Below are 22933 nucleotides of genomic sequence, written 5' to 3'. Positions count from 1 at the left end.
AAATCTGCGCCCGGTAGATTTGCTGTTGGGGGCGAATAAATTCGCCCCCAACAAGGAGATGATCAGGAAGCGGGGGCGGTCTGTTCGACCTTCAGCGAGACCAGGCCAATACCCAGTTTTTTTGGTATAAAGCCCCCGCTGGCACCTTCCTGCGGCTCGGTCGGTGCCGGTGGCGTGATGCTGATGTTCTGCGCGCCGCCGGGGTTGTCGAAACGCAGGGTCACGGTGCTGTCCTGCTCAGTGAGCGTCACAAACTGCTCCTGATCCCCAACGCGTACCGAGATCGGCTCACCGACATTTTTGCCGTAAGCGCGTGCGCGCAGCACCAGATCGAAGGCGGATGGCAGTGGGTCAACGTAGTCAATGTTCACCGTCGGAGCCAGATTGGCGTCTGACCAGCGGCCCCAATCCTCGACGCTGGAAACGCCGGTGATGGCCTTCACCTGTTCCGGCATCCCCGGCAGCATAAAGGCGATGGCATCCGCGTGATATTTAACCGCGCTGTCGTCCACTTTCAGCCGCTTGACGGCCTGTTGGTAAGCGGCAACGCTGTCCGCTTCTGGCGCAGTAAAGTTGACCTTGCCGCGATAACTGCCCGCTTTGGCCTGCACAATCTGCGGTGGGGCGGCCAGATTGCCGGAGGCGACGCAGGTTTCGGTGCTTAGCGCCAGCTCCGGTGCCCACACCCGACCGATTTCATAGCACTTGTCGACCCAGACAAATTTTTCACCTGCTCCCAGACCGGCCAGCTGTTTCTTCAGCGGCGTGGACAGGTAGACGTTAAACATTGGCTCAATTTTGTTGTCCGTCACCTTCAGGATAAACGGCACCTTAAAGGTGATGCCAGAGAAGGTAAAACGGCTGCCCTGGTCGTCCAGACTAAAGTTGCTAATGCTGTTCGGGAAGCCCCATTGCTTCACCACCGCCGGTTTCCAGGCGTTGATCTTTTCATCAATATTCAGGAACACGGTGGCCAGCGTTGGGCTGGACAGGCTGCTGCGGCCGAGGCCGATGTAGTTATCGCCGCCCATCACATCCAGCACCGTGGCACCGTTGTCCAGCGTGCTGCGCTTTTCGTTATGCAGCGCGGTCTGCGGGTGGGTGCCATCAATGATAAAGAACAGGTTGCGGCGTTTCTGTTTGGTCAGAATGTCATAGGCGGTGTTGTTCATCGCCAGATGATCTGAGGACACCACGATGACGGTGTTTTTGAAGTAGTCGGACGCTTTGATTTTGTCGATCAGCGCCGCAATGTGCTGCTGGCTGCAGGCCACCGCGCTCAGCGAACGGTTTTCCTTGTTCTGCCAACTGAATGATTTTTTGCTGCAACTGGCGGAGATGAAACCGTCCGGGTGGTGGGTGTCGACGGTCAGTGCAAACAGCGAGAACTTTTTATCCTGTTTCGACAGCTCGACAAACTTGTCGAACACCAGATCCAGCACGGTATCGTCGTACCAGCCCCAGTCATTTTTGTAGCTTGGGTCGCTGACCTGCCCGCGCAATTCCTTGAAGCCGTAGGCATGGTCAAAACCGTGCGATTTCAGGAAGGTGTCCTTACCGGCAAAGGCCAGTTCGGCACCCTGATAGAAGTAGTTGTCGTAACCGGCGGATTTCAGCACGTCACCCAGGCAGACGTTTTCCGGATAAAAGGTGGACACCGCGCTGGAGGCGTTGCCATCAAAGGGGGCAAACAGCGGAATACCGCACTGTGAAGACACCATTCCGGCAATGGTATAGCCGGTGCCCGGCAACTGCTGGGTGTTGCTGAAGTCGATGCTGTTTTCACGGTGCTGATTCAGTTCATCGGCCAGGCCGGGGAAAACATCCTCATCCAGGTAGGTTCTTTCCAGGCTTTCGGCATAGATATACACCAGGTTCGGTGCTTTGCCCTGCACGCTCTTCTTCGGGGCTTTGTAGTAGGTATCAAAGTCGGCGGTGTCACCGCTAATCTGGCTTCTGACCAGCAGGGAAATATCCTGAAAGGCCGGGGTGGTGCCGACGGAAAACAGCGCCAGCAGCACGGCGATCACGCTATATACCACGCTGCTGCTTTTTGCCTTGCGCCGCACCAGGCTCCAGGTCAGCACGGCGAAGATCAGTGCCAATACCGCCAACAGCCCAATAAACGGCAGCAGGTATTTGCCGACGCCGGCGCCCTTCAGACTGCTGGTGAGGGTGTAGAGCACCGCATCGGTAATGCCGTCGCCGGTAAAGTAGTTACTGGCGATCAGCACCACGTTGAGGATCAGGTAGCTGCCCAGCAGCGTCAGCAGAGCGGCCAGCCACCAGCGGTTGGCGGCGGCCCGGGTCCGGTAGATGAGAATTGAGGCTAAGAAAAGTGCAAACGAAATTAATGCTGAAACCATCCACCGTACCCTGTCTGATTAAAAAGAAAATCTTAACTGCCCTGAGAAACGCGGCTGAACCGCGCACAGCGCGAAAGAGGAAGGGTATAGCGCATTGACTGCGACAGGGTCAATGCGTGTTTGCAGCGGCCCGGTGCGGCGGGGGGCGATTGGTCATTTTTGTGACAATACTGTGACACCAGTCACGTCTCCAGGGGGAGCCACGCTTAAATGTTGCTCAGCCGATATTGGGCTATAACATTAATGGGACGCGTTGAAGAGGCGCAGTGACTCATTATTAAGGAGATAACCATGGACCCTATTCCCGCAGCCGTACTTGCTGACTTGGCCCCACAGGGTGTCCTGCGCGCGGCGATCAATCTTGGCAATCCGGTTTTGGCGCAGACGGGGCCGGATGGCGAACCGCAGGGCGTGTCCGTGGTTTTAGCCAGCGCATTGGCGCATGAACTGGGCGTGGCATTGGAGTTGGTGACTTACGACGCGGCGGGCAAGGTTTTCGCCGCGTTGGCAACCTCGGCCTGGGATGTGGCCTTTATGGCTATCGAGCCGGTGCGGGCGGAACAAATCGCTTTCAGTGCGCCTTATGTGATCATTGAAGGCACTTATTTGCTGGCACAGGCGTCACCCTGGCAGCAGGTGGCCGAGTTGGATCGGCCTGAGGTGCGCATCGCGGTGGGCAAGGGCGCGGCCTATGACCTGTATTTGTCGCGCACCTTAAAGCATGCGCAGTTGGTGCGAGCAGAGACCTCCGCCGAGGCGATAACCCTGTTTCTGGAGCAGGGCCTGGATGCCGCAGCAGGTGTACGTCAACCCTTGCTGGCCGCCGCAGCGGCAAATCCGGCTTTCCGGGTGTTGGCCGGGCACTTCACCGCGATCCACCAGGCGATGGCAGTGCCGCGAGAAAAAACAGCCGGGGCGGCCTATGTGCGCGAATTTGTGGAGCGGTGCAAGGCGAACGGACTGGTGCAGCAGGCCCTGCAGCGCAGCGGCCAGGGGGATGTGACCCTGGCCCCCTCTGCCTGAGTCCAGTTAGTGGTAGGGGCGCTGCATGCCGCGCCCTTAGTGCAGCTCCACCGCATACTGCTCTACCGGGGTGATTTTCTTGATCAGCTTATTGTCGAACAGGAATTGTTCGTAGGCCTGATAGCGCGCTTTATCCAGCCTGGCCGGATCGCGGGCGAACAATGGCAGGCTGGCTTGCCAGGCCTGTTTGTTTAGCTCGGTATTCAGTTCCGGGTGGGCCTTGGCGAACGCCAGCCAGCTTTCCTGCGGGTGGGCCTGCAGGTAGTCGTTGCCTTTTTTCAGTGCCACGAGGAATTTTTTGATTTTCGGCTCGGTCACCGCGTCGCGATTGGCGACAATAATCAGCTCGTCGTAAGCCGGAACCCCGTAGTCTTCCACGTTAAACACCACCGGATCCTTGCCCTGCAGCTTGAGTTCCAGCGCTTCAATATTGCGATAACCGCCAATCACCGCATCAACCTGGCCTGCCATCAGGGCGCTGGTCAGTTGGAAATTAACGTTGATCAACTTGCCGTCGTCAGGCTTGAGGTGTTCATGTTTGAACATGGTTGCCAACGTGGCCTGTTCGATACCGCTGACCGAGTAGCCGATTTTTTTGCCCTTAAGACCCGCCGGGGTGGTGATATTTTTATCCAGCGTAATCACGGTATTCAGCGGTGAATTAATCAGGGTGCCTACGCGCACCAGCGGCAGGCCCTGATCGGCGAAGAAATGCAGCTGTGGCTGATAGGTGATCGCCAGATCGGCCTGTTTTGCCGCCACCAGCCGCGGTGGCAGCGCCGGATCGGAAGGCGGCACGATCTTGACGTCCAGCCCTTCGGCCTTGAAGGCACCAATCTGCTCGGCCACCATAATCGGCGCGTGGTCAGGGTTGATATACCAGTCGAGCACCAGCGTCAGTTTTTCAGCGGCAGTGGCTTGCCCGGCCAGCGTGGCGCTAAGCATCAGGCCGCACAGGGTATTTTTAATCATGGTGGATCCCTTATTTTCAGTCATGTTCCGGCGCCCAGTTGATCAGGCGCAGCAGCAGCGCGTCCACCGTCACCCAAAGCAAGACGGTCATCAGCACCAGAATAAACAACGCGGCGAAACAGACGTCGGTCTGCATGCGCGCGTTGGCGTTAAGCATCACGTAACCCAGCCCCTCCGCCGAGCCCACCCATTCGCCGATAATCGCGCCAATCGGGGCGACGGCAGCGGCCATCCGCAGCCCGGAACCAAAGGCCGGCAGTGCCGCCATTAGCCGCACGTGCCGCAGTTGGGCCCAGGGGGCGGCGCGCAGGGTGCGGGCCAGATCGAGATAATCGTTATTGACCCGGCGCAGCCCATCGAAGAAGGCCGAGGTGACCGGGAAGAAGATCACCAGCACCGCCATCACCACCTTGGCGCTCATGCCAAAGCCAAACCACAGCACCAGCAGAGGGGCCAGCGCAAACACCGGTATCGCCTGGCTGGTCAGCACCAGGGGCATCAGCCAGCGTTGTAGCCGTGGGGAATAAATCATGCACAGCGCCAGCACGGCACCGAGTAACACCCCGGCCAGCAGGCCGCAGGCGATCTCGGCGGCGGTGATCAGCGTGTGATAAGCGAGGTAGGCCCGGTCATTCCATAGCGCCTGCGCTACCGCAGAGGGAGACGGCAGCAAAAAGGCGGGAATATCACCCAAAGTGACCAGCCCCCACAGCAGTAACAGGCCGGTAAACACCGTCAGGCTGCGGCGCATCCGTGACAGGCGGCTTTCTACCTGCGGCGTCATCTGGCGGCCCTCACCAGTTGCAGCAGTAACTCGCTCTGGCTTTTCAGCAGTTGAGGATCGTCCGGTGCGCGCGGCGGCAGGCCTTCGATAATATGGCTATCGTCGATACCGGCGGAGTGGCGGGACAGCACCAGCAGGCGATGACTAAGGCGGCAGGCCTCCATCGGGTCATGAGTAATCAGCAACACGGTATGCTGCGCCAGCAGGTCGGCGGCCAGCGTCTGGATCATGGCGCGGGTTATGGTGTCCAGCGCCGAAAAGGGTTCATCCATCAGCACAATCGGCTGGCGTTCATATAGGGTACGGGCGATGGCGGCGCGCTGGCGCATGCCACCGGACAGCGCGGCAGGCAGAGCGTTGCCATAACCGCTCAGCCCCACGCGTTCCAGCAGGTGCTCCGCCCAGGGGCGATCGGCCTTTTCACCGCGTAGCCGCGCGCCGAGGCTAATGTTCTGGTCAATGGTCAGCCACGGATAGAGCAAATCTTTTTGCCCCATGTAGGCGATGCGCCCGGCAATCGGCTGGCCATCGCTGCCGATGACCGTACCGGAGGTGGGTTTCGCCAGCCCGGCAATAATCTTCAACAGGCTGGTTTTCCCCGCACCGCTGGCACCGAGCAGGGCGACAAAGCTGCCGCCTGCGATATCAAAACTAAGCCGGTCGAAAATCACCTGCTGACCAAAGCGCAGGGTTAAATCCCGCACCTGAATACCCGGCCGGCCGCCATCGTGTTGCGCATTGCCTATACTCATTGGGCATTCAGCCCCATTTGCCAGAAGGCGGATTCCAGCCGGGTGGCGGTGGTGAAAATCACCGACAGCTCGGCCAGGCGGCTCTCAGCCCCACGCTGGCGGCCAACGTTTTCCAGCAGGTCGAGTGCGGCCTGCACCCCGGCCAGATAGGCCGGATCGCCATAGTTGCGGATCCACGAGGCATAAGGATTAGCTTCCATCACCGTGGCGGGGTCGTTGAGCAGGCGCAGGCCAATCTCGGCATAGCCGGCGACACAGGGCAGCAGGGCCGCCAGCAGATCCAGAGCATCACCGGCGTGGCCGATATCGAGCACATAGCGGGTGTAGTTGAGGGTTTCCGCTGCCTCGGGTTCGGCGGCAATCTGCGGCTCGCTCAGCCCCCAGTCGGCGCAGTAGGCCAGATGCAAAGGCAGTTCGGCGACAATCGCATTGAGCGAGGCGGTGGCTGCGCGCATCTCCGGCAGGGTGCGCAGCTTGCTGACCAGCAGCGCGTAGGCGCGGGCAAAGTGGATCAGAAACAGATAATCCTGGGTCAGGTAGCGACGGAAAGCGGGTTCCGGCAAGGTACCGGCAGCCAGTTGCTGAATAAAGGGATGAGCGACATAGTCCTGCCAGTGGCTACCGGCCTGTTGGCGTAGCCGTCCGTAAAGACCGTCGTCGAATTGGGGGGTAAACATGGGACCTCCAAAAATTAAGTGGAGATCCGGGCGTGCTGAGGTAAGAACGGGCAATAACTGATGGTGTTATTGCCGACCCGTCCCTTCGCTGGCATGACCCAGATCAGGTTCAAAGGGTTCGGCTTACGCCATCTCAGCCCTTTACAGGACACCCCTCGGAGGAGCCTGTTATACGATATTTACTTTTTGATTACAATGCCCGTGCGGTGGCCATGGGCACCCGGCATTAAGGTTTTTCCTAGCCGAAAACGGTTCGTTTAGTGCGGTCCAATACAATTTTTCTGGCTTGCAGGGGGGCATGTTTGTCACTGTATTCCGGTCATAATTCACTCTAAGGACACTACCCATGAAGAAAATTGGATTTCTCTCTTTTGGTCACTGGACGCCTTCGTCGCAGTCGGGCACCCGCTCGGCTGGCGATGCACTGTTGCAATCCATCGATCTTGCCGTCGCGGCAGAAGAGCTGGGGGCGGACGGGGCCTATTTCCGCGTACACCACTTCGCGCGCCAACTTGGTTCGCCATTTCCGCTGTTGGCCGCCATCGGTGCCAAAACCCAGCGCATTGAGATCGGCACCGGCGTGATCGACATGCGTTATGAAAACCCGCTGTATATGGTGGAAGACGCCGGCGCCGCCGACCTGATTTCAGGCGGGCGCTTGCAGCTTGGCATCAGTCGCGGCTCTCCCGAGCAGGTGATTGATGGCTGGCGTTACTTTGGCTATACCCCGGCCGAAGGCGAGACCGAAGCCGATATGGCGCGCCGCCACACCGAAGTGCTGCTTGATGCGTTGCGTGGCGAAGGGTTCGCCGAACCTAGCCCGCAGCCGATGTTCCCGAATCCACCGGGCTTGCTGCGGGTGGAGCCTTTCTCCGCCGGACTGCGGGATCGCATCTGGTGGGGCGCCAGCTCAGACGCTACGGCCGTTTGGGCGGCGAAGTTGGGGATGAACCTGCAAAGCTCAACGCTGAAAAACGACGAAACCGGCGAACCGTTCCACGTGCAGCAAGCGAAGCAGATCCGCGCGTATCGCGAAGCCTGGAAGGTCGCCGGGCATAAACGGGAACCCCGCGTGTCGGTCAGCCGCAGCATCTTTGCGTTGATGGACCAGCGGGATCGCAACTATTTTGGCAATAGCGGGCAAGACGGCGATCAGGTGGGGTATATCGGCGATCAGACCCGGGCGATATTCGGCCGCAGCTATGCCGCCGAGCCGGAGCTGTTGATCAAACAACTGGCGCAGGACGAAGCAATTGCCGAGGCGGACACCTTGCTGCTGACCGTGCCAAACCAGCTGGGTGTTGATTATAACGCCCATGTGATTGAGTCGATCCTGACCCATATCGCCCCTGCGCTGGACTGGCGCTAATTAGGTCATAGCCAAAAGCCCGCCTGAGGTTTCTGCGGCGGGCTTGACTTATTTTGCTCAATTTGTATTTTAACGACATGCATACATTTCTGATTATCGTCCCTGAAGGGGGCATGTTGTTTGAGTCGGCGGGGATCGCCGACATCCTGATGCAAGCCAACCGCTTGAGGCCTGATGACGCGCCGCTCTACCAGATAGCGATAGTCACTACCCAGTCTCACCGCGTGGTGCATGGGTCCTCCGGCTTGAACCTATTGGCCGACCATCGCCTTTGCGATCTGGATCCAGAACAAGCGCGTGACACCATCATCGTCACCGGCAAAGGGGCGACCGAGGAAGAAAGTGCTTTTGTGGTGGATTGGCTACGTCGTGCCGCACCCAAAGCGCGCCGAATTGCCTCCGTTTGTGGCGGGGCCTTGTTGCTTGCTGAAGCCGGCTTGCTGGATGGCCGTCGTGCCACCACGCACTGGCGGTTGCTGGACACCTTGCAATCTCGTTTCCCCAAAGTGCTGGTCGAAAATGGGCCGATCTATGTGCAGGACGGCAGTGTCTGGACCTCCGGCGGCGTCAGCTCCGGGTTCGATCTGACGCTGGCGCTGGTGGAAGACGATTACGGTTTTACTCAGGCCCGCGAAGTGGCGCAGGACCTGGTGATGTTTTTGCGTCGGCCCGGCGGGCAGGCGCAGTTCAGCCGTTACCCGTTAAATCAGGCTAAAACCCCCGGCCCAATCCGCGATCTCCAGTGCTGGATCCTGGAAAATCTGGCGGAAGATCTTTCCGTCGAGAAACTGGCCGAACGGGTTGCCATGAGCCCACGCAACTTTACCCGCGTGTTCACGCGTGAGGCCGGTATTCCTCCGGCCAAATTTGTCGAAGAAGGGCGTTTGCACAGCGCCCGACAGCGTCTGGAACAGAGCTCGGCAGGCATTGAGCAAATTGCCCTCACCAGCGGTTTCGGCAATAGCCTCAATCTGCGGCGTGTCTTCGAACGGCATTTGCAGCTGACCCCGACAGAGTACCGCGAACGTTTTCATGCACGTACTTTGGCCTAAATTGATCTGTAAACGTCATTTACGACACACATCCCTCAGGCTTAAATTGGCAGCAGAGCCAATAACGAAGGAGTAGATCATGGTCAAAGTAGGCATTAATGGATTCGGCAGGATCGGCAGGAATGTTTTGCGTGCGGCATTAGGTCGCGATGACTTTGAAGTCGTGGCGATTAACGATTTGACCGACAGCAAAACCCTGGCGCACCTGCTCAAATACGATTCGCTTTCGGGCACTCTGGCCGCCCGGGTTGAAGCCGGTGAAAACCAGTTGCTGCTCGATGGTCGTCCGATTCATGTATTCTCCGAAAGAGATCCGGCCGCCATCCCATGGAGCAGCGTGGGTGTCGAGGTGGTGATTGAGGCGACGGGTTTCTTTACCGACAAAGCCAAGGCTGAAGTGCACATCACGAAAGGCGGAGCCAAGCGAGTCATTATCTCGGCACCGGCCAAGGGCGACGACATTACCCTGGTACTGGGCGTTAACCACCAGCAATACGATCCGGCCAAACATTTTGTCGTCAGCAACGGCAGTTGCACCACTAACGGTCTGGCTCCCGCCGCTCAGGTATTGCACCAGGCTTTCGGCATTGAATACGGCCTGATGAATACCACCCATGCCTATACCAACAGTCAGGCATTGCATGACCAACCGGAAAAAGACTTGCGCGGTGCCCGCGCCGCAGCAGAGTCGATTGTGCCTTACTCCAGCGGCGCGGCCAAAGCGCTCGGCAAGGTGATCCCGGAGCTGGAAGGCCGTTTGACCGGTTACTCGCTGCGGGTGCCGGTACCGGTGGTGTCTATCGTTGACCTGACGGTCACGCTGAAACGTGAGGTGACGGTGGAAGAGATCAACGCCGCTTTCCGCCAGGCAGCCGAATCCGGCCCTCTCAAGGATATTCTTGGCTACAGCGATGAGCCGTTGGTGTCGAGCGACTACAGAGGCGATCCACGCTCTTCCGTGATTGATGGGCTTTCCACGCTGGTCATTGGCGGCAAGCTGGTCAAGATCCTGGCCTGGTATGACAACGAGTGGGGCTTCTCTAACCGGCTGGTGGATCTGGCGGTACTGATGGATAAACGCGGGTTGTAGACGAGTAGGGGCGCTGCCATGCTGCCCCCTATAGCATAATCAATGGGTTAAATCGGGTCGAACATGTTCGACCCTTACTGGTTTAGTCCTTAAACAGATTGGCTAGCAGTCTGAATTACAGCTGCGCGATGCGCATTAAATCTTGTTTGGCCCCAGGCGCGACCGCCAGCACCGGCCCGCCGTGCAGCAAATGTTCCCCCTCGGTATTAAACTCATGGGTCCAGCCGCCGGCTTCGTTGACCAGGCAGTATCCCGCCAGACAATCCCAGGCATGCATATAAGGTTCGTAATAACCCACCAATCGTCCTGCGGCCACCCAGGCCAGCATCATGGCGCCGGAGCCGTTACGGAAGAAATTGCCACCGGCCGCGGTGATCTGGGCGGCGATCTCGCCAACGCGTTCCGGTGTCACATAGCTGTTGGCACCAAAGCCGGTGACGTGGTTTTGCATGGTGCGCTGTGGATCCACCTGCAGCGTTTTACCGTTGAGGGTGGCACCCGCGCCGCGCGCCGCGACAAAACACTCCTGCTGGCAGGGGGCGACGATCACCCCGATCACCGGCTCTCCCTGATGGATCACCGCAATCGACACGCACCAGTTCGGCATACCGTTCACAAAGGGACTGGTGCCGTCGATCGGGTCTACCACCCAGGTGTAGCCAGAATCACCAGGCTGCAGGCCAAATTCTTCTCCCAGAAAGCCGTCGTCCGGGAACTGGCGGGCTATCTGCTCGCGGATCAGCAGTTCAACTTCGCGGTCGGCGATCGATACCACATCTTGCGCATCGCGTTTGGTTTCAATCACCAGGCTTTCGCGGCGGTTAAAATAGTCCAGCGCTTTGTCGCCCGCTGCTCGTGCCGCCTGTTCGGCCAGCGTCAAACGCTGGGAAATGGGCTCATTCATCTTTGCTCCTTAAGGTATTGAGGTTCACTGGGCAATCAGCGCCAGTCCCTGAGATTTGAAATCAATGGCCACGCGGGTGGTCGGTGTCAGTTGGCGTTCCATCTGCACATCGACAATAAACAGCGCGCCGAGATCGGTTTTCACTTCATATTCGATATGGTCCCCCAACCAGGCGCTGTGGGTCACTTCACCGTTTAATGCGCCGCTCTGCTCGGGCTGTAAGGTAATAAACTGTGGCCGCACCGAAAGCTGCGCAGCACCGGGACGCGCTTTGGCACCCGGTACACGATACTGACGGCTGCCGAGGGTGATCAGCGCTTCGCCGTTGTCTACCCGCTCAATGTCGCAGGGCAGGATGTTAGCCTCACCCATAAAGTCGGCAATAAACACTGAAGCCGGCGAGTGATATAGCTCCTGAGGCGCACCCTGTTGAGCAATATGCCCTTCTTTCATGACGATAATCTTATCGGAGACCGCCAGCGCCTCTTCCTGATCGTGAGTGACATACACCGCGGTGAAGCCGAGGCGCTGTTGCAAATCGCGGATCTCGGTGCGCACTCGGCGACGCAGCCGTTCGTCAAGGTTGGATAAGGGCTCATCGAGCAGCAACACCTGAGGTTCCAGGACCAGTGCGCGCGACACGGCGATGCGCTGCTGCTGGCCGCCTGACAGTTCGGCGGGCAGGCGTTGGCCCATATTTTCCAGACCCACCAGTTTTAACCCTTCGCGCGCCCGATCCTGCGCCTCTTTACGTGACAGCCCGCTGGCCAGCAGGCCGTACATGACGTTGTCCAGCGCGTTCATATGCGGGAACAGCGCGTAGGACTGGAACACCATGGCGACGTCGCGCTCATTGGCCGGCAGATGGGTGACGTCTTTGCCGCCAATCAGAATACGCCCCGAGGTCGGGTGCTCCAGACCGGCCAGCAGGCGCAGGGTGGTGGTTTTGCCACAGCCCGAAGGGCCGAGCAGCGTCACCAGCGTACCGGGTTCGACGGTGAGCGAAAGGCCGGGCAGGGCGGTGAAGTCGGCAAACTGTTTGGTGACGTTTTCAAACACCACCGAGCCGGAACGAATGGCGGTCATAGGGCATTCTCCTGATGTAAGGCCGCGGGTGGCGTCACCGGCGGAGTGGCAGTGATGGCGCGGCGCAGGCGACGTTCGCCAACCAGCAGCTGGAAGGTGAGGATCACCGCCAGCATCACCACGATAAGCACCGAGGAGTAGGCGATAGCCACGCCGTATTCCCCGTTTTCGACCAGCCCCACGATGTAGGAAGTGGCCATGTTGTATTGAGCGCTGACCAGGAAGATCACCGCACTGATCGAGGTAATGGCCCGCACGAAGGCATACACTAGTGCTGCGCTGATGGCGGGTTTCAGCAGCGGCAGGATCACTTTGCGCAGGGTGCGGAAACTGCTGGCGCGCAGCGTCAGCGAGGCTTCATCCAGGCTGCGATCCAGTTGGCTCATGGCGGCGATCCCACCGCGTACGCCGACCGGCATATTACGGAACACAAAGCAGGCCACCAGGATCAGCGCAGTACCGGTGATTTCCAATGGCGGCAGGTTATAAGCCATGATGTAGCTGACGCCGATCACCGTGCCGGGGATGGCAAAGCTGAGCATCAACATAAACTCAAAGGTCTGACGACCGGCAAACTTCTGCCGCACGATCAGCCAGGCGGTGAGCAGGCCAACGATGGCGGTAAGCGGCGCGGCGATCAGCGCGATCTCCAGGGTGGTCCAGAACGAGTTCCAGGCGACGCCGGTCCAGGCTATCTGGCCGTTGTTCCACTGGAAACCGAAGGCGCGGGCGTAATGCCCCAGCGTCAGGCTGTTATCCAACCCCCATGACTGGACAAAGCCGCCGATCAGGATCATGCCGTAGACCACCAGCGTGAACAGACCCCAGGGGATCACCAACGCGTACACGCCATAACGCAAGCCGCGTGGCAGCCCGCAGTGCGTGCCGGAGTCCCCTTTGCCGGTGACGGTGGCGAAGTTTTTCCCTGCCAGCCACAGGCGCTGCAAAATAAAGGCGCTGAGGGTAAAGCACAGCAGGATAATGGCCAGCACGGCGGCGCGGCTTGGATCGTTCTGCGCCCCGACCACCGAGAAGAAGATCTCGGTCGACAGCACGCCGTGACTGCCCCCCAGCACCATCGGATTACCGAAGTCCGCCATGCTTTCGATAAAGCTGATCAGAAAGGCGTTGGCCAGGCCGGGTGCCATCAGCGGCAGTGAAACATAGCGGAAAGTGCGCCAGCGGTTAGCGCGCAACGTCTGTGAGGCTTCTTCCAGCGAGGGACTCACCCCTTCCACCACGCCAATCAGCACCAGGAAGGCAATCGGGGTGAAGGAGAGCACCTGAGCAATCCAGATGCCGGTCAGGCCGTATAACCAACGGCCGGGCTCGATGCCAAACAGGCTGGCGAGCAGTTCGGTGACCACCCCGGCGCGGCCAAACAGCAGCATCAGCGCCAGGCCAATCACAAACGGCGGCGTGATGATCGGCAGTATGGTCAGCAGGCGCAGCCCTTTTTTGAACGGCAGCGGCGTGCGGGTGGCGGCCAGCGCAAAAGCCAGACCGAGCAGCGTAGAGCCGCTGGCGGTCATCAGTGCCAGGGTCAGGGTGCGCCAGGCGGTACCGCAACTGCCACCCTTCAGGCAGCCGAGGCTCCAGATGGCCGGATCCTGCATATTGGCGATCAGCCCGTCGGGCTTAAACGACCCATCCACATCCTGTACCGATGAGACAAACATGCTCAGCACCGGATAAAGCACGAAGGTGGTCACCAGCGCGACCAGCAGCACAATGGCGGCCACCACAAAGGCATCCCCCTTCAGCACGCCGCGTTCGGCTAGCGCAAAAGAGAGCAGCAGCAAAAAGGTGGTGATCAGCAAAATGGCACCGGCGCCAAAGGCGGGTTGGCCGTCGTTGAGCGCGCCAAACAGCTGTTCGCTCCACTGCCAGTTCCAGCCGCTGTAGCCAATGGCATGGCCTTCAAACAGCAAAAACAGGATGCCGATGACGCTGGCCCCCATCAGCAATTGCGAACGCAGGCGACTCACCGGCAACAGACGAGCCGGTGCGCAAACCAGTAGCATCAGCAGAGCAATCAGCAGCCAGGGCCGTTGAAAGGTGATTACTTGCCACAGCGCAGGCGCGCTTGCCTGATCCTGCCACAGCGTACCGAGCCAGCCAAAGTCGAAGAACCCGGCTTCCTGGCTGTACCAGGGCAGCAATAACACGGCCAGTGCGCCCAGCACGAGGGCCCCGTCAAGGCGGCGGTTTTGAGCATTCATCGTAACCTCGAGAGTTCATATTTCCGTTACCGCGCTTTGTACAGGCGAGGGTTGCCTCGCCCGGTTTATCGCAGAGCGCGTCGCATACGGGAGGAAAAGGGCGTGAATTATTGGGCGCTGGCGCCGATCTCTTTATCCCAGCGGCTGAGCAGTGCCTTGCGTTTTTCTGTCGCGCCGTAGGTTTTAAAGTCGTAATCGATCAGTTTGATGTTCTCGAAGCGTGGCGCATATTCGGAAATCGCCGCGTTGCGATTGGACGGCAACTGGAAGGATTTGGCGTCTTTCATGTGTGACTGGGCATCGGCACTGAGCGCCCAGTCGTACCACACCTTGGCCTGGTTGAGGTTGCGTGCGCCTTTAACGATCGACATCGAGCCAATTTCAAAGCCGGTGCCTTCGCAAGGGGCGACTGCCTTGATCGGGAAGCCATCGACCTGCATCGCGACGGCATCATGCATAAACACGATACCGACGGTGGTTTCACCGCGAGCAGCCGCTTTCACCGGCGCGGAGCCGGATTTGGTGTACTGTGAAATATTGGCGTTGAGCTTTTTCAGGTAGTCGAAGGCCGGCTCTTCACCCATGATTTGCACCAGTGTGGCGAGGGTGTTGTAAGCGGTGCCGGACGAGTTCGGGTTGGCCATCTGGATCTCGCCTTTGTAGGCCGGATCCAGCAGGTCACTCCAGCAGGCCGGAACCTTGAGTTTTTTCTCTGCCAGCAACTTGGTGTTGTACCCCCAGCCCAGCGCCCCAGCGTAGACACCGACGGTGCGGTAGCCGGCACTTTCTGCCTGTTTACGCGCCCAGTCGTGTTGTTGATCAAGCAACGGGGATTTATAGGGCTGGGTTAAGCCTTCGTCGGCGGCCTGCATATGCGGGTCGCCAGTGCCGGCCCACCAAATATCGGTGCGTGGGTTACGGGCTTCGGTACGAATACGTGCATAGGCTTCCCCGGCGGAGAGGCGCACCATACTGACTTTGATATCCGGGTGTTGTTTCTCAAACAGATTGGTCATTTGCTCGCAGACCACGACGTCGGCGGAGCAGATCATATTCAGTTTCCCGGCTGCGTGAGCAGGCAGGGCAGAGAGTGCAGAGCCGGCGGCGATGACCGCCATCAGAGTAACGCGATGCATGGTGTTCTCCTTGGTTGTGTAGGGTGGCGATACGTTGTCGCCTATTCTTTTTGCACGTGTGTGCAAATAACTAGAGGATATAAATTGCGCTGTCAATCGCGCAGTGAAACAATTCAACCTACTCGTCACAAAAATGAAACATTTTGACCGGCAAAAATTTGCACAGCTTTGCAAAATGCGGCAAACTTTTCTCAGAATGCGAAACGGATGGATGTGAAGATGGCGATGGACAAGGCGATGATCAGTGCGAAAGACGTAGCGGAGTTGGCCGGGGTTTCCCGCTCGGCGGTTTCGCGGACTTATACGCCCGGTGCCAGCGTGTCGGCGGCCACCCGCGAAAGGGTGATGCGGGCGGCTGAAGAGCTGGGTTATCACGTGAATCACTTGGCGCGGGGATTGGTGCGTAACCGCAGCGGCATTGTCTGCCTGATCGTTTCGGAACTGGCGACCCCCTATCGGGCCAGCCTGGTCCGCTTGCTGACCCAGCATTTGCAGGATGCGGGCAAGATCGCCATGTTGATTAACACCGATCGCTCTGATGACAGCGTCTCCCAGGCGTTGCAGCAGGCGATCAACTTCCGTGCCGATGCTTCCTTTGTGCTTTCCGGCATGCCGGACAGCGCCATTGCCCGCCTGTGCCATAAACACGGCCAGCGGCTGGTGCTGATCAACCGTAATGACACCTTGCCCGGCTCACTCAGTATCCGGCTGGATAACGAAGAGGCGGCCGGCAGGGTGGTGATGGCGTTTGCCCGAGCGGGCTGCCAACGCATCGCTTTTGCCAACTCATTGGCCGGGACGCCCAGCCTGATGGCGCGTGAACGCGGTTTTCTGCAGGCGGCGGAAGCGGCGGGGCTGCAGGTAAGCGTCGAGCGCTTTGGCACGACGTCGTATGAGAGCGGTCAGATCCTGGCGCACCGGCTGTTGACCCGTCGCGAGCGCCCCGATGCGGTGTTCTGCGTCACGGATTTATTGGCCTGCGGCTTTATGGACGAGGCGCGCCACCGCTTTGGGCTGCGTATTCCAGAAGATCTTTGCGTGGCGGGCTACGACGATATTCCCCAGGCGGCCTGGTCCTCTTACAACCTCACCACCTTTACCCAGCCGGTGGCGTTATTTGCTCAGGATTCGGTTGCCTGGCTGATGGCGGAAGAGAAGAAAGAGGAGAGCATGATGCCGACGTTGGGCCACGAGATGCCGGGTGAAACCCGGCTGTACCATGCCGATTTTGTCTGGCGCGAAACTATACGGAGAGGATGACCCATAGCAAAAGACCCGCCTAAGTTTCCTTAAGCGGGTCTTTCGAATTTGGCTCCTCTGACTGGACTCGAACCAGTGACATACGGATTAACAGTCCGCCGTTCTACCGACTGAACTACAGAGGAATTGTCTGAACGGGGCGCATCATATCCAGCCACCCAGAATGTGTCAACGCTAAAGTTGCCGATTCGGTGCGACTGCTCAGCATATGAGCAATGCGGGTCGGCTTATGGCAATTCTACGCCATCTTCGGCCTGCAACCGCTGCAAGCGTGCCAGCGGATCCTGTTTATAGAAGCGGCAGAAATGCTGGTACAGCAGTGGGAAACGGTTGGCCAGCAGCTCGGGCGCACTGAAAAAATACTCCGACAGTACCGCAAAACATTCGGCCGGATCGGTGGCGGCGTAGGCGTCCATGCTGGCGGCCTCTTCGCCGACCATGTCGATCTCATCCTGCAGGTTTTCCATCGCGGCATGCAGGTCATGTTCCCAGGCAGCGATATCGCGCAGCGGAATCGGTGGGATGCCGGTGGCGCTGCCGCCGTTGCGCATATCCAGCTTGTGCACCGCTTCGTGGATCACCAGGTTAAAGCCGGAGAGATCAAAAGAGTCCTGCACATCCTGCCAGTTAAGCACGATAGGCCCCTGTTCCCAGCTTTGACCGGACTGCACCACCGGCCCGGAGTGAACCAGGCCGAAGTCGTCCTGCCATTCGTCTTCCACCACGAACGGCGTAGGGTAGAGCAGGATCTCATTGAAGCCGTCGAGGCACTCGGCCCCCAGTTCCAGCACCGGCAAAGCGAACAGCAGGGCAATACGTGCCTGCATTTGTGAGGTCAGCACCAGCCCCTGCAAGGGGACAATGCGTTTTAGTTGTAAAATTTGCCCGGCAACGGCAATCAGCCGCTGTTGTTCCTGCTCATCCAGTGGAGAGAGCAGGGGAATAGCCAGCGCGTCTTGCCACTGGGCAAGCGTTTCCGCCTGCGGTTGATGCGTTTTCCACGGCCATTTAATCATCGCATTGCTCGTTAAGTCGTCACTTGAACATTCGGCAGGAGGCTAACCCTGTAAAAATGCCGCAAAAAGGGGCATGATAGCAAGCACTTGAAGGAGAGATGCCGGAGCGGCTGAACGGACCAGTCTCGAAAACTGGAGTAGGGGCAACTCTACCGGGGGTTCAAATCCCCCTCTCTCCGCCATTATTCAAGCACTTAGCTAAAATTCTTTCAACGATCCCCGTCACACATAATTTACTCACGCATAGTCAGACTCATGGTTAGTTTTTTACATAACTCTATTCATTGGTTAAGTATCCATCGAATGGGGTGTCCCTGTCATAGTCTCCTCACCTGTATCATCGATATCGATTATTTATTTTTGTTGTTTGGGCTCCAGGCAAAAATATCTCAGTAGTGGTCGTTTAACACTAATGCGACTATACGGTTGTTCATGTTTTTCGAGTGAATTAAAAAACAACTTAATTGAGAGGATAAATATATGGCTGATACTATTCTTGACTATGTTACGCCAGAAATGTTTGGTGCGGTGGGTGACGGTATTGCAGATGATACTGCTGCCTGGCAAACAGCAGTATCTAAGGAAGTTGACATTCATGCAAACTCACAAGCTAGATATTTAATTACATCGCCCATTAAACTTCCGTACATGAATGGATATCAATTGATCGAGGGCAACAATTGCACATTGATTACACTTGGAAATTATAGTCCTTTTGGTCAGCTTAATGGAAATGGTACGACTCAGGTTGTTACAATAAGAAAGAATTTTCAAAATATTTTTGCTATTGGTGGAGTGAATAAAAATACCGCGTGGGATAATGCGTCCTCTGCGGTTTTTTTGTCATTCTCATATGGGTATGCGAAAAATATAAATGCCATTGGTTTTTGCAATGCATTACGGGCATACGGGCATACATGGGCCGAAAATATCTTTGGCGATGACTTACGTAACGCACTATGGAGCGCTTACGCTCCTGGTTACAATTCGATATCGAATTCTCGCTGTGGCTGGTGTTCTGGGGATGGCATCATCATAAAAGGTGAGCATACATATGTTGATAACATCCATTTTGAATATGCTGGTTGTATCAGTCTGGAGAATGAAGACGGTACGACTGCAAATCGAGGTGTAGTGATCTCTTCTGGAGCAGATCTTAACCCTGCACAATATGTATCTATTAGTAATATAACTTGTCAATATTTTGGTGCTGGTGCTATAAACCTCAATGCAAAAAACCTTTCAATAGGCGGCGTAATGAGTTTTGGCAGTATTTACGAGGAGAACTTTCTTGCGAGTAAGTCTACTTCGGCAATCTGGTTAAGCGTTAGCGACAGTGATATTGGTGATATTAAACTTGGGAATGTATATGCAGGGGTTGGCGTTAACGCTAGAACAAATAATACAAGAATCGGGACCATAGATATAAAATCAAAAATGCCAGTGGCTGGGGCTATTTTGTTAAGTATTACTGATTCGATAGACTCTAAAATTGTAGGGCTTGAGATTGAAGGGGTTATTTTTCATGGTCAAAGTACATTAAATGATGATATCTATCTGAATAGTGAAGGTGTTCGTATTGGCCGAATATTTGTCAATTCATTAGCTAATCAACAGGGCGGGAATTCAGTTAATTTCGCCAAAGCATGCCGGGTTGATAGCCTGTATTTGCAAGCAACGACATCTTCTTCAAAAAATAACATCTGTTATTTTTCTGCACCAGCGTCTGTAGGTACTTTGGAGATAATTCGAGTTTACGGTTCGGCCATAGTTGTCGCTTCTGACATAGTTCCTGATATCGGTAATGTTTACATCAGGAATAAACAAGGTATAGCTGCACCAATAAAAATAATTGGCTCGGGAAATCAAACTCATTATTGGGGAAATGTATATATTCTTGGCGTTTCCATAGCTCGGCCTACGGTGGCGGGAACATTGGTGATGCAAGGATATTCAGGGCCTTCATGGCGACTCAATGATACTGAAATTGCAGGGGCGACGTCTTTTCCTGAAAAAAAATTAACCGTGTTGAATAATTAATCAATAGCTCCGTTCTTTGGTTGGTAACCTGTTTAGAGCGGGGCATATTGAGCACTTATTTTCAGCTCGAGTAGCTACAGCTAACCACTGTTAAGTAGCCAGTACATTGCCGTGGTGCCATAAAACGTTTCCTATAACACCAAATTATCGAGAAAGAAATTATATCTTTGAAATCAAAGGTTCAAGTGATATTTAATAAGCATGCTAATTAGTATGGAAATAAACCGGAGGAAGAAATGTTGGCGCATTTATTTTTACGATAATTTTATTGATATAGGTTTTCTATGCATTGTAAAAAAATAAAATAATCAATTTATTGTGTTAGTAATACTCAATTGAGGTTTAATGTTGCTTATTAAATCGATGAACGAGCGCTAAAGATACCATCAACAATAAAATAGGTGGGGCAAGGGTCGTTAATTGAACGTTGAGAGAAAACAGCAATCCAAGGTTAAGAATTATCTGGTATATGATATACGTAAGCAGCCCAACAATGACACCAATGGCTAACCGGCTACCCAACCCTGGCGCACGGGGAATACTGAAGGTGAATGGGATGGCTAATAAAATCATGGCCAGGACTAAAATTGGGCGGCCCAGTTTTTGCCATAAAGCGATCTGATATTCATTACTGGGTTGCTCCGAATTTTGCAGATAATGAATGTACTGCTTCAGTTGTTTGCTAGAGAAGCTATCAACAGGCATGGTCAGGCCTTTCAGGTTCATCCCGGCAAATAGAGATTGCCAGGGTAAATCATCATAGGTTTGTACGACTTCTTTCTTGTTTTTCCATTGTTTTTGCATGACTTGATGCAAGGTCCACAGTCCGTTATTGGCGGTGGTAGCCTTTTCAGCGTAAACGTAGGATTCAAGGGTGAGGTCGGGTTGGTAGCGAAATATCTCAATCCCGACGGGTTGGTTTTGCTTATCCAGGGATTTTACGGTAACAAATTCATTTCCACTTCTGGCCCACAAGGCATTGCCGGAGTCAGCGCCGTTATTGGTTTTAGCCAGGGCGGTGTCTTTAAGTTCCTGGGCCTGTTGCTGCATCGGTGAGGCTACCCACTCATCGAGAGCGCCTAATGACAGATTGATAAAAAGGCCGGCATAAAGAGTCACCAAAGCAATTCTGAAAATTGAAAAGCCAGCGGTACGCATCGCCGTTAATTCAAGCGTTTTTGACAGTTGTCCAAGTCCAACGATGCCACCCAGCAAGGCGATAAACGGGCCGAGATCAACGAGGCTTCTGGGTAATGTCATTAACACAACTAACAGAGCCTGAGTCCAGTGGTATCCATTGGGAGTGACGTCTTCTAGCTCGTTGATCAGATTAAAGGTGGTAAATAATGGAATTAACAATCCGGCAGCGGCTGCAAATCCGATAAAGAGATTACGGATCAAATAACGACTGAAGATGTTCATCGAAATGGTTTCCGTAGCAGTGAGAAATCACGCGAAATTAGAATTAACAGGCCAATGGACATTAATAGCGGGACTAACCAGACACCTGGAGTAATGGGAAGAGTCCCGTTAGCCACCAACGTACGGCAGATATTCCCACCATAAAAAATAGCGGTAAATAAGAGCGTGAGGGGGAGCAGTGTTGTATAGCGACCCTGGCGAGGTTTTATGCGGCTTAATGGAATCGCCAATAACACCATCAGTAGGGTGCTGATACCACGACTTTCCCGCCATTGTAATTCCGCCCTGTCCGCAGGGACAGTGGAGCGTGATAACGCAGCCAATGATGCTGATTTCCGCTTGACTTCTATGTTTTCAATAAAAGGTTTAAGCGATATCTTTAAATTATTATAATTCTGCATGTTATCATCTGTGCCTTGGCGATCTAACACATAGGCGGTTCCGGATTTTAGCATCACGGAGGGGCTTGAAGGTGAAGGATCTATAACTTCAACCGAATGAGCCCGATATAAACTGGTGTTGTTGGTCGAGCGTGAATAAATCAATGCGTCTGTAAGATGATTTGACGTTGGGTCAATACGAGAGGCGAGGATCATTCTGCCGCTGCCATTAACGTTAAACTTATTCGCCTGCAGATGACTCACGTCCAGCACGGATTGTGACTGTTGTTCCAACTGATAAATATTGGCGTAAGCCCAGGGTCTGCCGTACAGAGAAAGAAGTGTTACTAACAGGGCCAGAGGAATGGCAAGAACCAACACCGCTTTGTATAGCCGCCACGGGCTGGCGCCAGAGGCGTGAATGGCGGTTATTTCAGAATCGCTGTAGAGCTGGCCCAGCGCAACCGCGACGGCAACATAAAGGCCTACTGGTAGAAGCATCTCCAATGCAATCAATATCTTATAACAGACAACATCAAATACGATTTGCAGAGCCAATGTCCCATTGGCAGCTTCTGTGAGATACCGTTGGGCTGAGTAGCTGGCAAACATAAAGATGAGAAAACCCACGATGATCATCACTAATCGGCGGATTTCAACCATGATATAGCGCTCAATCAAAGCCATAAGCTAGTTATATCCCTTAATATCAAACGCATGTTTGCTGAGAAAAGGCCCGCTTCCAGCACGTTTTTCTTCATGATTTATCATCGGCAATCAGCTTTCGCAGCAGGGCGATCACCTGATTAACCTCATCCGGGGTCAGAGCTCCATCTTTTGCCCATTGGACGCGTCCTGCTTTATCCAGTACCACAATTGTTGAACTTTCTTCTGGCAGCTTCCAGGCGTTATGGACCAGCCCATTACTATCGACAATGAATTGTGCCCAGGGATAATGCCTTTTGTTTTTCTCAATTTTACTGCGCACGAAGAAGCCCGAGCCCGGAATTGCATCGTCAGTATTGACGATAGTGGTCGGCTGAAAACGGTCGTTCGGAAAATTTGCTTCCTTGACGGCGGTAATCAGCATCGAGTTTTTCTTCTTGGCAGAGGTGCGGCCGGCGATGCACTGAATGACGCGAACTTTTCCTGTCAGTTCTGAACTACCCCATTTCTTATAGCGAAAATTGTCATTTTCAAGCAGTAACTCTCCGCGATCGGCTATGACTACCGGTGCGACAGGTTCACCCTGAACAAAATTATGCGCTGATGTGACCAGTGGGAACAGCAGCAGCGAAATTGTCAGTAATCTACGTAACGTCATGCAAATAACCATAATGTATAAAAATTTTGGCTGCAGAGGAGGGCGGTAATCTCCCGTT

19 protein-coding genes, 2 tRNA genes and 1 riboswitch are annotated in these 22933 nt (G+C 55.4%); of the genes, 7 read left to right on the top strand and 14 right to left on the bottom strand.

Annotated elements, in window-relative coordinates:
• Positions 1 to 62: 62 nt before the first annotated feature.
• A complete protein-coding gene (opgB, locus tag NHG65_RS17050; protein ID WP_499182464.1) occupies positions 63 to 2366 on the bottom strand; it encodes a phosphatidylglycerol--membrane-oligosaccharide glycerophosphotransferase in 2304 nt (767 codons plus the stop codon).
• A 291-nt stretch (positions 2367 to 2657) separates the two neighbouring features.
• On the opposite strand from opgB, the gene NHG65_RS17045 reads away from it, so the two are divergent.
• Positions 2658 to 3389 (top strand): transporter substrate-binding domain-containing protein, encoded by a 732-nt coding sequence (locus NHG65_RS17045; RefSeq protein WP_413501817.1) that lies wholly within the window; start codon positions 2658 to 2660, stop codon positions 3387 to 3389.
• Between the two features lie 36 nt (positions 3390 to 3425).
• Here NHG65_RS17045 and NHG65_RS17040 read toward each other — a convergent pair whose 3' ends face one another.
• From NHG65_RS17040 to NHG65_RS17025, 4 genes are read right to left on the bottom strand one after another with little or no spacing between them, the layout of a single operon-like run.
• On the bottom strand, positions 3426 to 4361 hold the full coding sequence (locus tag NHG65_RS17040; RefSeq protein ID WP_413477831.1) for an ABC transporter substrate-binding protein: 936 nt from the start codon (positions 4359 to 4361) through the stop codon (positions 3426 to 3428).
• A 16-nt stretch (positions 4362 to 4377) separates the two neighbouring features.
• Positions 4378 to 5145 carry an ABC transporter permease gene (locus NHG65_RS17035; RefSeq protein WP_499182463.1) on the bottom strand — a complete coding sequence of 256 codons (768 nt, stop codon included), beginning with the start codon at positions 5143 to 5145 and terminating at the stop codon, positions 4378 to 4380.
• Positions 5142 to 5897: an ABC transporter ATP-binding protein gene (locus NHG65_RS17030; protein WP_499182462.1), complete on the bottom strand. Its 756-nt coding sequence runs from the start codon at positions 5895 to 5897 to the stop codon at positions 5142 to 5144. Before NHG65_RS17030 ends, NHG65_RS17035 begins: the two co-directional genes overlap by 4 nt.
• Positions 5894 to 6574, bottom strand: coding sequence for a TenA family protein (locus tag NHG65_RS17025; RefSeq protein ID WP_207978266.1), 681 nt, complete (start codon positions 6572 to 6574; stop codon positions 5894 to 5896). The genes NHG65_RS17030 and NHG65_RS17025 overlap by 4 nt, the downstream gene beginning before the upstream one ends.
• A 63-nt stretch (positions 6575 to 6637) precedes the next feature.
• Positions 6638 to 6740: riboswitch (TPP riboswitch) on the bottom strand.
• 180 nt (positions 6741 to 6920) lie between these two features.
• On the opposite strand from NHG65_RS17025, the gene NHG65_RS17020 reads away from it, so the two are divergent.
• From NHG65_RS17020 to gap, 3 genes are all read left to right on the top strand, one after another.
• The gene (locus NHG65_RS17020; RefSeq protein ID WP_099064790.1) at positions 6921 to 7943 is read left to right on the top strand and encodes an LLM class flavin-dependent oxidoreductase; all 1023 of its coding nucleotides are present in this window, start codon (positions 6921 to 6923) and stop codon (positions 7941 to 7943) included.
• Positions 7944 to 8020: 77 nt separating this feature from the next.
• On the top strand, positions 8021 to 8995 hold the full coding sequence (locus tag NHG65_RS17015) for a GlxA family transcriptional regulator (protein ID WP_129936836.1): 975 nt from the start codon (positions 8021 to 8023) through the stop codon (positions 8993 to 8995).
• A gap of 79 nt (positions 8996 to 9074) precedes the next feature.
• The gene (gene gap / locus NHG65_RS17010) at positions 9075 to 10085 is read left to right on the top strand and encodes a type I glyceraldehyde-3-phosphate dehydrogenase (RefSeq protein WP_489844375.1); all 1011 of its coding nucleotides are present in this window, start codon (positions 9075 to 9077) and stop codon (positions 10083 to 10085) included.
• A 115-nt stretch (positions 10086 to 10200) separates the two neighbouring features.
• On the opposite strand, the gene NHG65_RS17005 is transcribed toward gap, so the two are convergent.
• The 4 genes from NHG65_RS17005 to NHG65_RS16990 all read right to left on the bottom strand — a co-directional run bounded on the left by NHG65_RS17005 (position 10201) and on the right by NHG65_RS16990 (position 15433).
• The gene (locus NHG65_RS17005; RefSeq protein ID WP_499182461.1) at positions 10201 to 10989 is read right to left on the bottom strand and encodes an inositol monophosphatase family protein; all 789 of its coding nucleotides are present in this window, start codon (positions 10987 to 10989) and stop codon (positions 10201 to 10203) included.
• 24 nt (positions 10990 to 11013) lie between these two features.
• Entirely contained in the window at positions 11014 to 12075 is a 1062-nt protein-coding gene (locus tag NHG65_RS17000; protein WP_219016628.1) for an ABC transporter ATP-binding protein, read from the bottom strand.
• The gene (locus tag NHG65_RS16995; protein ID WP_499182460.1) at positions 12072 to 14297 is read right to left on the bottom strand and encodes an ABC transporter permease; all 2226 of its coding nucleotides are present in this window, start codon (positions 14295 to 14297) and stop codon (positions 12072 to 12074) included. The genes NHG65_RS17000 and NHG65_RS16995 overlap by 4 nt, the downstream gene beginning before the upstream one ends.
• A gap of 107 nt (positions 14298 to 14404) precedes the next feature.
• The gene (locus NHG65_RS16990) at positions 14405 to 15433 is read right to left on the bottom strand and encodes an ABC transporter substrate-binding protein (RefSeq protein ID WP_413481032.1); all 1029 of its coding nucleotides are present in this window, start codon (positions 15431 to 15433) and stop codon (positions 14405 to 14407) included.
• 207 nt (positions 15434 to 15640) lie between these two features.
• Between NHG65_RS16990 and NHG65_RS16985 the strand changes: the two genes are divergently transcribed.
• Positions 15641 to 16693, top strand: a complete 1053-nt coding sequence (locus NHG65_RS16985; RefSeq protein ID WP_499182459.1) for a LacI family DNA-binding transcriptional regulator — start codon at positions 15641 to 15643, stop codon at positions 16691 to 16693.
• A 49-nt stretch (positions 16694 to 16742) separates the two neighbouring features.
• Here NHG65_RS16985 and NHG65_RS16980 read toward each other — a convergent pair.
• A tRNA-Asn gene (locus tag NHG65_RS16980) sits at positions 16743 to 16818 on the bottom strand.
• 102 nt (positions 16819 to 16920) lie between these two features.
• Entirely contained in the window at positions 16921 to 17709 is a 789-nt protein-coding gene (gene mtfA / locus NHG65_RS16975; protein WP_207978270.1) for a DgsA anti-repressor MtfA, read from the bottom strand.
• A gap of 92 nt (positions 17710 to 17801) precedes the next feature.
• On the opposite strand from mtfA, the gene NHG65_RS16970 reads away from it, so the two are divergent.
• Positions 17802 to 17891, top strand: a tRNA-Ser gene (locus tag NHG65_RS16970).
• A gap of 298 nt (positions 17892 to 18189) precedes the next feature.
• Positions 18190 to 19749 (top strand): hypothetical protein, encoded by a 1560-nt coding sequence (locus NHG65_RS16965; protein WP_499182458.1) that lies wholly within the window; start codon positions 18190 to 18192, stop codon positions 19747 to 19749.
• A gap of 342 nt (positions 19750 to 20091) precedes the next feature.
• Here NHG65_RS16965 and lptG read toward each other — a convergent pair whose 3' ends face one another.
• The 3 genes from lptG to NHG65_RS16950 form a co-directional block, all read right to left on the bottom strand.
• Positions 20092 to 21171 (bottom strand): LPS export ABC transporter permease LptG, encoded by a 1080-nt coding sequence (lptG, locus tag NHG65_RS16960; RefSeq protein WP_499182457.1) that lies wholly within the window; start codon positions 21169 to 21171, stop codon positions 20092 to 20094.
• Positions 21168 to 22238, bottom strand: coding sequence for an LPS export ABC transporter permease LptF (gene lptF, locus NHG65_RS16955; RefSeq protein WP_499182456.1), 1071 nt, complete (start codon positions 22236 to 22238; stop codon positions 21168 to 21170). The genes lptG and lptF overlap by 4 nt, the downstream gene beginning before the upstream one ends.
• A 70-nt stretch (positions 22239 to 22308) precedes the next feature.
• Positions 22309 to 22875, bottom strand: a complete 567-nt coding sequence (locus tag NHG65_RS16950) for a YtfJ family protein (RefSeq protein WP_207978276.1) — start codon at positions 22873 to 22875, stop codon at positions 22309 to 22311.
• Between the last annotated feature and the right edge of the window lie 58 nt (positions 22876 to 22933).

This window comes from Serratia myotis (assembly GCF_027474885.1).
Lineage (GTDB): Bacteria > Pseudomonadota > Gammaproteobacteria > Enterobacterales > Enterobacteriaceae > Serratia > Serratia proteamaculans.
Note: the sequence above shows the minus strand (reverse complement) of the source record. Positions and strands in the feature narration are given on the sequence as shown.

Bases quoted from the DNA above. Each gene is read 5' to 3' on its own strand.
- opgB (WP_499182464.1), bottom strand. From the start codon at position 2,366: ATGGTTTCAGCATTAATTTCGTTTGCACTTTTCTTAGCCTCAATTCTC.
- NHG65_RS17045 (WP_413501817.1), top strand. From the start codon at position 2,658: ATGGACCCTATTCCCGCAGCCGTACTTGCTGACTTGGCCCCACAGGGT.
- NHG65_RS17040 (WP_413477831.1), bottom strand. From the start codon at position 4,361: ATGATTAAAAATACCCTGTGCGGCCTGATGCTTAGCGCCACGCTGGCC.
- NHG65_RS17035 (WP_499182463.1), bottom strand. From the start codon at position 5,145: ATGACGCCGCAGGTAGAAAGCCGCCTGTCACGGATGCGCCGCAGCCTG.
- NHG65_RS17030 (WP_499182462.1), bottom strand. From the start codon at position 5,897: ATGAGTATAGGCAATGCGCAACACGATGGCGGCCGGCCGGGTATTCAG.
- NHG65_RS17025 (WP_207978266.1), bottom strand. From the start codon at position 6,574: ATGTTTACCCCCCAATTCGACGACGGTCTTTACGGACGGCTACGCCAA.
- NHG65_RS17020 (WP_099064790.1), top strand. From the start codon at position 6,921: ATGAAGAAAATTGGATTTCTCTCTTTTGGTCACTGGACGCCTTCGTCG.
- NHG65_RS17015 (WP_129936836.1), top strand. From the start codon at position 8,021: ATGCATACATTTCTGATTATCGTCCCTGAAGGGGGCATGTTGTTTGAG.
- gap (WP_489844375.1), top strand. From the start codon at position 9,075: ATGGTCAAAGTAGGCATTAATGGATTCGGCAGGATCGGCAGGAATGTT.
- NHG65_RS17005 (WP_499182461.1), bottom strand. From the start codon at position 10,989: ATGAATGAGCCCATTTCCCAGCGTTTGACGCTGGCCGAACAGGCGGCA.
- NHG65_RS17000 (WP_219016628.1), bottom strand. From the start codon at position 12,075: ATGACCGCCATTCGTTCCGGCTCGGTGGTGTTTGAAAACGTCACCAAA.
- NHG65_RS16995 (WP_499182460.1), bottom strand. From the start codon at position 14,297: ATGAATGCTCAAAACCGCCGCCTTGACGGGGCCCTCGTGCTGGGCGCA.
- NHG65_RS16990 (WP_413481032.1), bottom strand. From the start codon at position 15,433: ATGCATCGCGTTACTCTGATGGCGGTCATCGCCGCCGGCTCTGCACTC.
- NHG65_RS16985 (WP_499182459.1), top strand. From the start codon at position 15,641: ATGGATGTGAAGATGGCGATGGACAAGGCGATGATCAGTGCGAAAGAC.
- mtfA (WP_207978270.1), bottom strand. From the start codon at position 17,709: ATGATTAAATGGCCGTGGAAAACGCATCAACCGCAGGCGGAAACGCTT.
- NHG65_RS16965 (WP_499182458.1), top strand. From the start codon at position 18,190: ATGGCTGATACTATTCTTGACTATGTTACGCCAGAAATGTTTGGTGCG.
- lptG (WP_499182457.1), bottom strand. From the start codon at position 21,171: ATGAACATCTTCAGTCGTTATTTGATCCGTAATCTCTTTATCGGATTT.
- lptF (WP_499182456.1), bottom strand. From the start codon at position 22,238: ATGGCTTTGATTGAGCGCTATATCATGGTTGAAATCCGCCGATTAGTG.
- NHG65_RS16950 (WP_207978276.1), bottom strand. From the start codon at position 22,875: ATGACGTTACGTAGATTACTGACAATTTCGCTGCTGCTGTTCCCACTG.